15 protein-coding genes are annotated in these 12,035 nt (G+C 56.8%); 2 read left to right on the top strand and 13 right to left on the bottom strand.

Going from position 1 to position 12,035, the window contains the following annotated elements; all coding sequences use genetic code 11:
* Nucleotides 1-4: 4 nt before the first annotated feature.
* From fliN to fliF, 9 genes are all read right to left on the bottom strand, one after another.
* Nucleotides 5-424, bottom strand: coding sequence for a flagellar motor switch protein FliN (gene fliN, locus V7Z75_RS02940; protein WP_334107099.1), 420 nt, complete (start codon nucleotides 422-424; stop codon nucleotides 5-7).
* Nucleotides 405-1,421 carry a flagellar motor switch protein FliM gene (gene fliM / locus V7Z75_RS02935; protein ID WP_334107098.1) on the bottom strand — a complete coding sequence of 339 codons (1,017 nt, stop codon included), beginning with the start codon at nucleotides 1,419-1,421 and terminating at the stop codon, nucleotides 405-407. The genes fliN and fliM overlap by 20 nt, the downstream gene beginning before the upstream one ends.
* Nucleotides 1,422-1,433: 12 nt before the next feature.
* Nucleotides 1,434-1,931: a flagellar basal body-associated protein FliL gene (gene fliL, locus V7Z75_RS02930; protein ID WP_334107097.1), complete on the bottom strand. Its 498-nt coding sequence runs from the start codon at nucleotides 1,929-1,931 to the stop codon at nucleotides 1,434-1,436.
* 228 nt (nucleotides 1,932-2,159) lie between these two features.
* Nucleotides 2,160-3,287, bottom strand: coding sequence for a flagellar hook-length control protein FliK (locus V7Z75_RS02925; protein ID WP_334107096.1), 1,128 nt, complete (start codon nucleotides 3,285-3,287; stop codon nucleotides 2,160-2,162).
* An 11-nt stretch (nucleotides 3,288-3,298) separates the two neighbouring features.
* Entirely contained in the window at nucleotides 3,299-3,751 is a 453-nt protein-coding gene (gene fliJ / locus V7Z75_RS02920; protein WP_334107094.1) for a flagellar export protein FliJ, read from the bottom strand.
* Between the two features lie 24 nt (nucleotides 3,752-3,775).
* Nucleotides 3,776-5,194, bottom strand: a complete 1,419-nt coding sequence (gene fliI / locus V7Z75_RS02915) for a flagellar protein export ATPase FliI (RefSeq protein WP_334107093.1) — start codon at nucleotides 5,192-5,194, stop codon at nucleotides 3,776-3,778.
* A complete protein-coding gene (locus tag V7Z75_RS02910; RefSeq protein WP_334107091.1) occupies nucleotides 5,191-5,874 on the bottom strand; it encodes a flagellar assembly protein FliH in 684 nt (227 codons plus the stop codon). The genes fliI and V7Z75_RS02910 overlap by 4 nt, the downstream gene beginning before the upstream one ends.
* Nucleotides 5,861-6,856, bottom strand: coding sequence for a flagellar motor switch protein FliG (fliG, locus tag V7Z75_RS02905; RefSeq protein ID WP_334107090.1), 996 nt, complete (start codon nucleotides 6,854-6,856; stop codon nucleotides 5,861-5,863). Before fliG ends, V7Z75_RS02910 begins: the two co-directional genes overlap by 14 nt.
* On the bottom strand, nucleotides 6,849-8,603 hold the full coding sequence (gene fliF, locus V7Z75_RS02900; protein WP_334107088.1) for a flagellar basal-body MS-ring/collar protein FliF: 1,755 nt from the start codon (nucleotides 8,601-8,603) through the stop codon (nucleotides 6,849-6,851). Before fliF ends, fliG begins: the two co-directional genes overlap by 8 nt.
* 350 nt (nucleotides 8,604-8,953) lie before the next feature.
* Between fliF and fliE the strand changes: the two genes are divergently transcribed.
* Entirely contained in the window at nucleotides 8,954-9,319 is a 366-nt protein-coding gene (gene fliE, locus V7Z75_RS02895; RefSeq protein ID WP_334107086.1) for a flagellar hook-basal body complex protein FliE, read from the top strand.
* A gap of 296 nt (nucleotides 9,320-9,615) precedes the next feature.
* Complete coding sequence (locus tag V7Z75_RS02890) at nucleotides 9,616-9,912, top strand: hypothetical protein (protein ID WP_334107084.1); 297 nt, start codon at nucleotides 9,616-9,618, stop codon at nucleotides 9,910-9,912.
* Here the strand turns inward: V7Z75_RS02890 and V7Z75_RS02885 are convergent.
* From V7Z75_RS02885 to fliS, 4 genes are read right to left on the bottom strand one after another with little or no spacing between them, the layout of a single operon-like run.
* Entirely contained in the window at nucleotides 9,909-10,211 is a 303-nt protein-coding gene (locus tag V7Z75_RS02885; RefSeq protein ID WP_334107082.1) for an EscU/YscU/HrcU family type III secretion system export apparatus switch protein, read from the bottom strand. The two genes, V7Z75_RS02890 and V7Z75_RS02885, sit on opposite strands and share 4 nt — an antisense overlap.
* Entirely contained in the window at nucleotides 10,201-11,229 is a 1,029-nt protein-coding gene (gene fliK, locus V7Z75_RS02880) for a flagellar hook-length control protein FliK (protein ID WP_334107081.1), read from the bottom strand. Before fliK ends, V7Z75_RS02885 begins: the two co-directional genes overlap by 11 nt.
* Nucleotides 11,226-11,567 (bottom strand): flagellar protein FliT, encoded by a 342-nt coding sequence (locus tag V7Z75_RS02875; protein WP_334107080.1) that lies wholly within the window; start codon nucleotides 11,565-11,567, stop codon nucleotides 11,226-11,228. The genes fliK and V7Z75_RS02875 overlap by 4 nt, the downstream gene beginning before the upstream one ends.
* On the bottom strand, nucleotides 11,564-12,022 hold the full coding sequence (fliS, locus tag V7Z75_RS02870) for a flagellar export chaperone FliS (protein WP_334107079.1): 459 nt from the start codon (nucleotides 12,020-12,022) through the stop codon (nucleotides 11,564-11,566). Before fliS ends, V7Z75_RS02875 begins: the two co-directional genes overlap by 4 nt.
* Nucleotides 12,023-12,035: the final 13 nt, after the last annotated feature.

Here is a 12,035-nt window from a genome sequence, read left to right as displayed (position 1 = left end):
CGAGCTATTTGTTGATCTTGCGAATACGTTCGGCAGGCGTGATGATGTCGGTGAGTCGGATACCGAACTTGTCATTCACCACCACCACCTCGCCCTGGGCAATCAGGCATCCGTTGACCAGCACATCCATCGGCTCGCCCGCCATGCCGTCCAGCTCGACCACTGAACCCTGCGCCAATTGCAACAGATTCTTGATCGTAATCTTGGTGCGCCCGAGCTCCACCGTCAGCTGCACGGGAATATCCAGGATGAAATCAATATCGTTCTGAGTCTCGTGCAATTTATTCTTGGCGGAGAACTCGGTGAATACCGGTGTCTGCTCCGCCTGGGGGTCCTGAAAAACTGTGGCCTCAGCCTGGCTTTGCTCCGCCATGGCAGCGCCCCAGTCATCCATCAACTGCTCATCATTCGGATCCATCGCCATCAGCTGCCTCTCCTTTCACATATTCGCTGGAATTAGATCGCAGCAATTTTTCTACTCGCAATGCATACTGCCCGTTGAAGATGCCATACTTGCACTGCATGACTGGAACATTGTCCACCTTGCCTTCCACGACCTCGGAAATGGCAAGGGGAATCACGTCCCCTACTTTCATGTTGAGGATATTCCCCAGCGACATCTGGGTCTTGGCCAAGTCCGCCACCACCTCCACCTCCGCGCCCTGTATCTGTTGCGTCATCAGGCGCACCCAGCGCTTGTCCACGCCCAGCGCCTCGCCTTGCAATGGCGAGGTGAGGATGTCGCGGATCGGTTCTATCATGGCGTAGGGGAAACAGAAATGCATTTCGCCGCTGGATGACCCCAACTCAATAGTGAAAGTGGTAGATACCACTACTTCGTTCGGGGTCGCAATATTGGCAAACTGGGTATTCATTTCGGAGCGGAGATATTCAAACTCCAGCTTGTGCACCGGCTCCCACGATTTGGCATAGGTCTCGAACACGATGCTCAGCACGCGCTGGATGATACGCTGCTCGGTCTGGGTAAAATCGCGCCCTTCCACCCGCGTATGAAAACGCCCATCGCCGCCGAAGAGATTGTCGACAATCAGAAACACCAGCGTGGGGTCGAACACCATCAGCGCCGTACCGCGCAAGGGCTTTACCTGCACCAGGTTGAGGTTGGTCGGCACCACCAGGTTGCGGATGAATTCGCTGTATTTGGACACCTTGACCGGGCCGACCGACACCTCGGTAGTACGCCGCAGGAAGTTGAACAGGCCGATACGCAACAGGCGGGCGAAACGCTCATTGATGATTTCCAACGTCGGCATTCGCCCACGGACAATGCGCTCCTGGGTCGCCAGGTTGTAATTGCGCACCCCGGCCGGGTCAATGGCAGGCGCATCGTCTTCCTGCTCGTTGGTCACCCCCCGTAGCAGGGCATCGACCTCTTCCTGGGAAAGAAAATTATCGGCCATGGTCGTGTGGGTTTACTGAATCACGAATGAAGTAAAGAACACATCATTAATCGATTGCGGCTTGCCGTTGGCACTGAAAGGCAACGAAAGCTGCGCGATGATTTCCTTGGTCAGCGCCTGCTTGCCTTCGGTACTCAGTAGCTCAGAAGAGTGTTTGCTGCTCAACAACATCAAGATGCGGTTACGCACGCTGGGCATATGCTTCTTCAGGATATCCGCCTGCGCCTGGTCTTCCACCTGCACCGTCAGGTCAACCTGCAAGTATTGGTCATCCGGGTCAGGCTGCAGGTTGACGGTGAAGGTTTCCAGAGTCACGAATACCGGCTCCTTGACCACTACCTTTTTTTCCTTGGGCGCTGCATCAGCATCCTTATGCTGCTGCAGATACCAATACCCCCCGCCTGCCGCCAGCAGTGCTACCAGCAAGCCGCCCACCGATGCCAGGATCAATACTTTTTTTGATTTTTTAGGCGGCGCTTCTTTTGCCGCCTCTTTTGGTGCTTGTGCCATCTTGCAATCCTTCTCGCCGTTCTGCTGTCAGTTAATCGATATTATGAAAGAACCGGCAGAATAGCATGCAGGAAATAGAAGGAGGAAACTGCGCCAAATCAGCGATTAAATACGCTGGAGAACAATCTCATCCTGGATGCGAGACCAATCACATGCGGGAATCACTTTCACCTCAAGATATTGTTGTTATCAAGAATTACTGGAAGATTCTGGACTGCCTGCCTCCCGCTAGGCAAACGTATCCACCAGCCCCATCACCCTGGCGGCCTTAGCCAGCACCTGGCTGGTCTCCTCGCCCGCCTCGCCGTTGCCGGCCCGCGCGGCATTCAGTCCTGAAGGCGTCTGGGCCGCTTCCTGCTGGCCGGAGCGCACATTGGCCTGCCCGAGCTGCAAACCGGATTCGCTCATCATCTGGCGTAGGTTATCCATGCCATCCTCCAGCGCGCGGCGCACATCGGCCTGGTCTGAGAGAAACGTCGTATCGGCCTGGTTGTTGTGCACATGGATGATGACTTGTACCGGGCCAAGATCGGGCGGGTTCAAGGTCAGGGAAGCCGTCTGCTCGCCGCCAGCGGCCATCCATACTACCTTCTGCCCCACCGCCTGGTTCCATCCGAGCTGGCCAAAAGGTACGGGAATCTGGCTGCCACGCGCATCCATCGCCGCTGCCGCCTGGGCCACATGCGCCTGGTGCTGTGGCTGAACCACAGTAATCGCCGCCTGGCTGGCTTGGGCCAGCGTATCTGCGAATTTCACGGGGGATTCATGATCCTCTCCAGCCTTGGGCATGGACATTTGCGGAACCTCTGCCTTGAGCTCCTGCAATTCCCGCGCGTCGTCCATGCCTTGACCCTGGCGCGACCAATCCAGTGGCTGGCGCTTGAGGCCGTCTGCTTCCAGTTCTGCCGCCATGTCCGCTACTGGCCGGCGCTGCATATCGGGCGTCACCGCAGCCAACGCTGGCTGCTCTGTGGCGGGCACGGGGGCAAGCACATCCTGTGTGTCCGCTATCATGGTGGGATCAGTTTCCTGCAGCGGTATATCCTTCATTTCACTACCCAGGGCATCCTCATTCAAGATACCTTGGACATCCTGCATATGTTCCGCAGCCAGCACGGGATTGGCCAGCCCTTTTACTTCGTCGCTGGCCTTGATCTGCAATTGCCGCCGCTGCATCGCCTGCTCATTGCCGGAAGTTTCTTTAGCTGCCTGGCCTGCCTGCTTGGCGAGCACTTCCTTGAAGGCTGGGCCATCATTGGCAGTATTGGCGGATTTGTTTGCCTTTGCCGTCGTAGCGCTGGCCGCAGTGTTGGTGAGGATGGCGGCCTGGTTGGATACTGGAATATTCTGCATCATGAAGCTCCTGCTTATTGCCTTGTCTGGTTGCGGCTCGCACGCATCGCGTACTCATCCATCATTTTCTGGTCCCGTTTAAGTTCGCTTGCCTGCGCCCGCTTGTCAGCACGGTCAATCAAAACATCGTAGGACATTTTCTTTTTCTGGCATTCCTGCCATTCCTGCTTGCGCAGGCCGCATACCTGGCGTATGCGCTCGACGCTCTCGGTCTGGCTTGCAATCGCCTGCGACAGCTTGCCGAGGAAGTTCTGGTAATTCTGGTAGATTTCCGCCGTCATGCCATTTGCCATGGCATGGTCGCGCTGGCTGACATAATCCGTATGGTATTGCTGCAAGAGGCCCAGGCTTTTTTCCGCCTCGGCCAGTTGCCGGTTTGCTTCCCCCATCCGCTCGACCGCAATATCCACTTCCTTTTCCGCCAGGCCTTGTAGCGTCGTCAGCACAACCTTTTTCTGGTCAGTCATGCCATTTCCCTTCCAGCCAGCTCATCAATTCACCCCGCCTGCGCCAACCAACCCGGCCAATGCCTGTACGCTGTCTGCCCAGTGCGCGGACTCATTGATGTCTTGCTGCAGAAAAGCCTCAATCGCCTCATGGCGCCTGATGGCCTCATCCAGCACAGGGTCGCTGCCGCTTTCATAGGCGCCGACATTGATCAGGTCCTGGTTGCGCATATAACGCGAATTGAGCTGCTTGAGCTTGCGCGCGTTCTTCTGGTGCTCGGGCGAGGTAATGTTATGCATCGCGCGGCTGATCGACTGCTCTATATCAATCGCGGGATAGTGCCCGCTCTCGGCCAGGCTGCGGCTCAGGACGATATGCCCATCGAGGATCGCGCGCGCGGAATCCGCAATCGGATCCTGCTGGTCGTCTCCCTCGGTCAACACGGTATAGAACGCCGTGATCGATCCTTCGCCGGGCTTACCGTTCCCTGCGCGTTCCACCAGCGCAGGCAGCTTGGCAAATACTGAAGGCGGATAACCCTTGGTCGCAGGCGGCTCGCCGATCGCCAGAGCAATCTCGCGCTGGGCCATGGCATAGCGCGTGAGGGAATCCATGATCAGCAATACATCCTTGCCCTGGTTGCGGAAATATTCGGCGATCGCCGTGGCATAACTCGCGCCCTGCAACCGCATCAACGCAGGCACATCGGCGGGAGCCGCCACCACGACAGCGCGTGCCAGCCCTTCCGTGCCCAGAATCTGCTCGATGAATTCCTTGACCTCGCGGCCCCGCTCGCCGATCAGACCCACCACAATCACTTCCGCCGTGGTATAGCGCGCCATCATGCCCAGTAACACGCTCTTGCCCACACCGGAGCCTGCGAACAAGCCCATACGCTGCCCGCGGCCCACAGTCAGCATGCTGTTGATCGCCCGCACCCCGACATCCAGCACATCCTCGATAGGCGCGCGCGACAAGGGATTGAGGGGGCGGGTGTTGAGAGGCACGCTGTTTTCGCTATTGAGCGGCCCCAGGTCGTCCAAGGGGCGTCCGGCAGCATCCACCACACGGCCCAGCAATGCCTCGCCCACTGGCAAATGCCGCGCGCGGTCAATCGCGCGGCGGCGCGGATGCTTGGCCTGGTTGGGCTTGGGCAATGCCTCGGCCACTTCCAGCGCAAATACCTTGGCGCCCGGCGTAACGCCCTCGACGCCACTTTGCGGCATCAGCAGCATGCGTCCGCCATCGAATCCCACTACTTCCGCTTCCACTCGGCGACCTTCCGCCAACGGCACATAGCAGGCGCTGCCAATCGGCAGCTTGATGCCTACCGCTTCCATCACCAGGCCGGTCAGCTTGGTGATGCGACCAGATACTTCCAACGATTCAACGATCTCCAGAATCTCGCTGCAATCCTTGAGATAATCCTTCCAACCCTGCTGGTGAGCCAGTGCGCCGCTCATTCGGGATCGATCCAGTTGCCATGCTGCGACAGGGCGTCGCAGATACGTTTCCAGCGTGTGACATTGCTTGCGTCAATCTGGTTGTCGCCAGTTTCCACCATGCAGCCGCCGCGCTCCACGCTGGCATCTTCATGCACTTGCCAGTTGGTGTCCGCCATATCTTCCTGCAGGTATTTCTTCACGATCGGCGCATCTTCGGGATTGACGATCAGCCGCGCTGGTTTCTGCGCCACAGGAAGATAATGGATAGATTCCTGCACTACAGGCAGAATAATGGCAGGATCCACATTCAGCCTATCCTTGACCATGGCCTTGGCAATATCCAGGGCCAAGGCTAGCAATTGCTCGGAAATGGCTTCGTCAGCGGTCCTGACCGCCTCGTTCAAACTCGCCAGCACTGCCTGGAACTGCTCCCTGTCCTGCTGCACCTGTGCCGCGGCATCCGCAATGCCGGCATCAAACCCCTGCTGCAGGCCGATCTTGTAACCCTCGCGTCGCGCCTGCTCAAGCTCTGCCTGCAAGCGTGCATTCTTTTCCTCTTCACCTTCCTGCGCAGAATGAATGGCAGGCTGCGGCACAGCCTTGCCCCTGGCCCTGGACTCTTCCTCAAACGAAGCCATTTCCCAGCGCTGGTACGCGGTCTGCTTCTCCTTGGGAATCACCACGTCAGACATACGCATCCTCGCCCTTGCCGCCCAGGACAATCTGGCCTTCGTCCGCCAGCCTGCGGACTATCTGCAGGATCTGCTTCTGCTGGGCCTCCACCTCGGAGAGCTTGACCGGCCCCTTGCTTTCAAGGTCTTCCCGCATCATCTCGGCAGCACGGCTGGACATATTGCGGAATATCTTGTCGCGCAACTCTTCCGCCACGCCCTTGAGCGCCACGATCAATGTTTCGGACTGCACTTCGCGCAACATGACCTGTATGCCCCTGTCATCGATCTCCATGATGTTATCGAATACAAACATCTCATCCATGATGCGCTGCGCCATATCGCCGTCATAGCTCTTGAAGCCGTCCATAAGATTGGCTTCGTTGTCGCCGCTCATGTAGTTCATGATCTCGGCAGCAGCCTTCACCCCGCCAATCTGCTGCTTCTTGATGCTTTCATTGCCGCTCAGCAGCTTGGTCAGCACATCATTGAGTTCACGTAAGGCTGTCGGCTTGATGCCATCCAGCGTGGCAATGCGCAGCATGACATCCTGGCGCAAGCGCTCGGTGAAATACTCCAGAATTTCTGCCGCCTGGTCCGGCTCTAGGTGCACCAGAATCGTGGCAATGATCTGGGGATGTTCATTCTTGATGAATTCTGCCACGGTCTGCGCATCCATCCATTTCAGGCTTTCAATGCCACTGGAGTCACGTGTCTGCAATATCCGATTCAACAGGCCGGAGGCCTTGTCATCTCCCAACGCCTTGGTCAGCACCGAGCGGATATATTCATCGGAATCCAGGCCGATCATGGTATTTTTTTCTGCATGAGTCATGAAATCTATCAGCACGGCTTCCACCTGCTCATGGCCGATCGATTTCATGGTCGCCATGGCCGTGCCGAGTTTCTGCACCTCGCGCGGCCCCAGATACTTCATGACCTCGGCAGCCTCATCCTCACCCAATGCCAGCATCAATACCGCGCTCTTGACCACACCGCTATCACTCATTGCCGTTCACCCAGTTTGTCACGATACTGGCCACCATCTTGGGGTTCTCCTTCGCTATTTGCCGCACGCCTTCAAGATTCCGCTTATATCCACGCTCCGAAGGCGCTCTAGTATTACTGGTGTCATCTACATCGTTTTCATCTACCCCAGCACCTGAAATGCTGACAATGGCATCCTGATCTTCTTCCTCTTCCCTGGCAAGTTTGTCCTTCTTTTCCTCTTCAGGAGAAAGCTTGCGCAGCAAGGGACGGAGAAAGCGGCGGTACAAAATGAACAATACCAGCAACACCAGGCCATTCTTCAGCCAATCCTTGGCCATATTGATATTATTGGGGTCTTTCCACAAGGGCACTTCCGGGAAAGTCTCGGCTATTTCCGGCATAAAGGAGCTATTGACCACGCTCAGCGAGTCGCCACGCTCTTCGTTGAACCCCATGGCCTGCTTGGCAAGTTCGCTGATCTGGTTTTTCTCGTCATCAGTTAATGGACGACTGCTCACCTTGCCCTGTGCATCAACCACCTGCTTGTGGTTCACCACTACTGCCACAGTCAGGCGCTTGATGCCGCCCATCGGCTGCTGCTGGTAGCGTATTGTCTTGTCTACTTCATAGTTGGTCGTGGTGTTGCGCTCGGAATTCATCACTGGCGTCGTCACCGTTGTGCCGGGCGGCGTGGTGGTCGTAGTGGTGACGACATTGGCATTGGTCGTGGTAGTTGAACCAGCTCCAGGTGCCACGATAGGCGCCGTGGCAGGCGCAGGCGGCTGATTGCTCAATGCGCCCGGTATTCCGCCGACGCCTTGGCCCGGCAATATTTGCGACTCATTGTTCTGGGTGCTGCGAATGGCTGCACTCTCGGGGCTGGGATTGGGCTTATAGATTTCGGCAGCCTGCTCGACCACGGAAAAGTCCACTTCCGCGCTGGCTTCCGCATGCACATTCTTGGAGCCCACCAATGGCGCAATGATCGACTCCACCCGGCGCACAATATTTTGCTGCAGGTCATCCACATATTTCAACTGGGCAGGATCGAGCTGGTTGTTCGCCCCTTGATTCTTGCTGTTGTCCGACAACAAGTTGCCGTTCTGGTCCACCACGGTAACATTGGAAGTCGGCAGGTCGGGCACGCTGCTGGCCACCAAGTGCACAATCGCGCTCACCTGGCGCTGGTCGAGCGCGCGGCCAGGATGCAGGTTCAGCATCACAGATGCGGTCGGTTTCTGCTGGTCGCGGGTAAAAACGGTGGGTTTGGGCATGGCCAAGTGGATACGCGCCGCCTGCACGGCGCCGATAGCCTGTATGGTGCGTTCCAGCTCACCTTCCAGGCCACGCTGGAAATTTACTTGCTCCACAAACTGGGAAACGCCGAATTTCTGGTTTTCCAGCAACTCGAAGCCGATATTGCCGCCCTTGGGCAAGCCTTGCGCAGCCAGCTTGAGCCGGATGTCATGCACATTATTGGCTGGCACCATGATCGCGCTGCCGCCCTCGGCAACCTTGTAGGGCACATTCATCTGCTCAAGCGCGGCTACGATAGCGCCACCATCTTTGTCGGAGTAACTGGAGAACAGCACGCGGTATTCCGGCTTCTGGCTCCATAGCCAGAACACCACCATGAGCGCAACCACGGCAGCCGCAGCCAAGGCAAGCAGCAGCTTGTTATCCAGGAGCGCCCTGAGATTGAACGCGCCTGCCGGTTCTGTGGTTGTCGCTTCCGCGGCCAGTGCCGCTTCGTTGGCTACTGCCATAATACCTCTCCCGTGCGATGGCGGAATACAAACACTGGATTCGGCAGCCAAGCGCCATCTACCTGTTGGCTGCCGCTTTGAAGCGGCTAGCAAAACTCTCCTGGCGTCGTTGTCTTGACTTGCCGTACCACTTGTACTGTCTGTGGCAAAACGCCTAGCCAGGAACGCTACGCTGAGTATTGTTAGCCGCTTTTATTACGCGATGCCATTATCAAGAGTCGGATGCAAATTCAATCAGGTAAATAAACCGGGTTTTCCTGCCTTATTCCTGCCCAGAAAGCATTTTGCCGGATGATAAGCTGCTGCCATGTTGAAACTAGTCCGCAAGGACGCTGGCACAGGTGATTCCCATGAAAACTTCAGCGATAGATTCAGGCAGGATAGAAGCCATGATGGCGCAGCTCAAGGCAGCGGCGCAAAAACCCTCGGCATCGTCGCCACTGGAGGGCATCAGCGCACCGACGCTCAGCCAGAAACCCCAGGCTGCCGGACGAGTCGATTTTGCAGAGGTGTTGAAATCCTCGATCAACCAGGTCAACCAATCCCAGGTCAACGCCGAAGCGCTGGGAAAAAGCTTTGCAATGGGAGATGACAAGGTGAGCCTGTCAGACGTGATGGTGGCAGGGCAAAAAGCCAATATCTCGCTACAAGCCACCATCCAGGTACGCAACAGGCTGGTATCAGCCTATCAGGACATCATGAACATGCAGGTCTAACAGACTACTCACGAACGTCCCACAGGCTACGCTACCCCAGCATTTCTCTTTCTCACACACACCTGTCATGCCGGACTTGATCCGGTATCTTGTGGCATTCCGCCATACTTACGATATCCCGGCTCAAGGCCGGGATGACAATCAATTGGAGGCATAGCCCCTCAAGACCAAGGGCGAGCGCAGCAATGCCAAGTAGCTGTTGAAGTTGAGTCCCCGTCTGGCTGCGCCGAGTAGCGCAGCTTTTCATGGATTCAGGACTGGCGTCTGTTTGAGCGCAGCGAGTTCAGCCAGTCCCCATGAAAAGCGAGCAACACAGGTTGCCCGGAACAATGTTCCGGGTCGCAGACAATCGGGGTCGCCTTTTGTTTGGTTCCTTTATTTTGGCGAAGCAAAATAAAGGATCTCGCCGAGCGGCGAAAGGCGGCAAGACAATACTTAACTACTATTGGAGAGATATCCACACCAGCCGTTGTCCGGCGAATACGATGCAATCCCCGCTGGCGATTGCGCCTGACCAAAGCTGCAAACTGTGCCTTGGCCAGCCGCGTATTGAAACCATGCGGGACGACAAAAAGAGCATGCACACCCGCTAGGGCAATTCTGGAAACTTGCCCGCCGCTTCCGCGTCACCATGCTCCAGCCGGTAAAGCCAGGCAAGAATCTCCGCAATCACCTGGTATAAGGCCGGCGGAATATGGTCATCAAGATCCACCTGCATCAGCAAGGCCAGCAGTTCACGGGATTCATGCACAAACACATTGTGTTCCTTGGCCTTGGCAATAATCTTTTCCGCGATCAAGCCCTTGCCCTTGGCAATCACGCGCGGAGCAAAGTCTCCCGTCTCGTAGGCAAGCGCCACAGCCTGCTGCTGGGCATTCGGGCTATTGTTCATCGCGCACCACCGTCAACGCATCCAGTTCCTGCCCATGTCTGGTCAATGCCTCGGCCAGCCCCGGCAGGCCAGAACGCAGGCGGGCAAGCGTTCCCTGCTCTACCGCCACAAGCCGAACCTGCAAACGCCCCCCCTGCAGGCTGATATTGGCAGTCACTGTTCCCAAAGTAGGCAATTCCAGCTTCAAACTGCTCGCAATCGCCCTATCATCGGCAGATTGCACATTAGCGGCATGGTCGTCGGGGTCAACCGTATCGCCCTGCATCTGCACCTGCCAATCCATCTTCTGGCCAGGCCAGATTTCACCCTGCCATTGCACCCGTTGGTTTTCCAGCACGGCAAGCTGCTTGTTGATCATGGATTCGGGCGCCACGTGCGGCTGATTCTGCGGTTCCTGCAGCAAATTAGCCAAGGTCGTCTTGCCAGCAGTGAATTGCTCCAGGTGTGATTCATAGAACAGGCCGGATGTCGTCAATGCACGCTGTATATCCTGCGCGAGCACACGCGGATGCTGCGGCGCCTGGCTGACGATTTTATCGCTGGCGAGGGTCTGTGAGGTTTCGCCATCGGCCGCCTGCGCCAATTGCTGGCTCAGTATACGCGCGCCACGGCTCAGGGCGGTGGAAACGCCGCTTTCCGCCCCTGTGGCGGGCAATGCGGTGGAAGCCAACATCATGCCGAATTGCTTAGCGGCTTCCAGTTGCCCGGCCTGCTGGTTCGGCATGCGGAAAGTGGGAACCGGGTTATCTCCCACAAATCTGAGCAGCATCTGCTGGCCGATGCTAGCCTGCTGCCCCAGTTCCATCCGGAAAGTGTTGCCCTGTACATTGACCTGGAACACGCCAGGCTGCAAGCGGGCCATGACCTGGCCAAAGTAGTTTTGGCCCTTGACCAGCTGGGCCGTGCGAAAATTGAGATCCTGGACAGTACTGGCAATCTCCTCTGTCGCCTGCACCGGCGTTACCCTCGCAAGCGGGGCAACCGCAGCGGCAGGGTCAGGAGATTGCTTGATAATCATCGGCCAGGCCGTATCATCTGCTGGTACGCGTCAAACATCTGCCGGTTCGCAGCATTGTTGGTGAGGATATCGGAGAGGCGCACCATCCACGGATCGATGATATTGCGGATTTCACGATCGGAATTCAGGATGCGCTTGAGATGGGAAACCTTGAGTTTTCGCTCAGATTCCTGCATAGGGTCATCGCACTTGTCTTCGTTGGCACGCTGGATACGCGTTGCGCACTCGGCCTCAAGCGCGGCCAGCTTTTCCCAATCATGCGCCTGGGCTGCCATCAGCATTTGGTCCGTGATATCTGCAACTGCGGCGTATAAAGACAGGTTGTGCTGAGTGCTCATAAATATGCCTTTTCCAGATAGCGCTGGCTTGGTTGTTGGGTTGCTTGAGTCGTGGCAGCAGTCACTGGCTGGTTAGCCAGGGCTGTCCATGCCTCATTCAACTCATTGAGTAATTTTACCACCTCTTCCACGGCGGCAATATCGCTTTGGCTATTGGCGTTATACAAGCGTCCGGCCATATAGGCATACAGGGAATCCAGGCTTTCCGCAATCGCCGCGCCAGACTGTTTATCCAGACTGGCCCGCAATCCATTTTCGATGATGGAAATCGCCTTGGTCAGTGCAGCACTCTTGTCCGCATAATTCTGCTCGCGGATATGCTTGATCGCCATATTGCATGCAGCAATCGCACCTTCATACAGCATCACGATCAAGCGGGTGGGATTGGCTGCCACCACTCCTGTTTCCACCCCGACCCGCGCATAAGCGTTGACACCTGCATTGAACCCGAACATGAAAAGCTCCTTA

This window comes from Methylobacillus sp. (assembly GCF_036844465.1).
Taxonomy (GTDB): domain Bacteria; phylum Pseudomonadota; class Gammaproteobacteria; order Burkholderiales; family Methylophilaceae; genus Methylobacillus.
The sequence above is the reverse complement of the archived record's forward strand: the minus strand, read 5'-3'. Positions and strand labels throughout refer to the sequence as shown.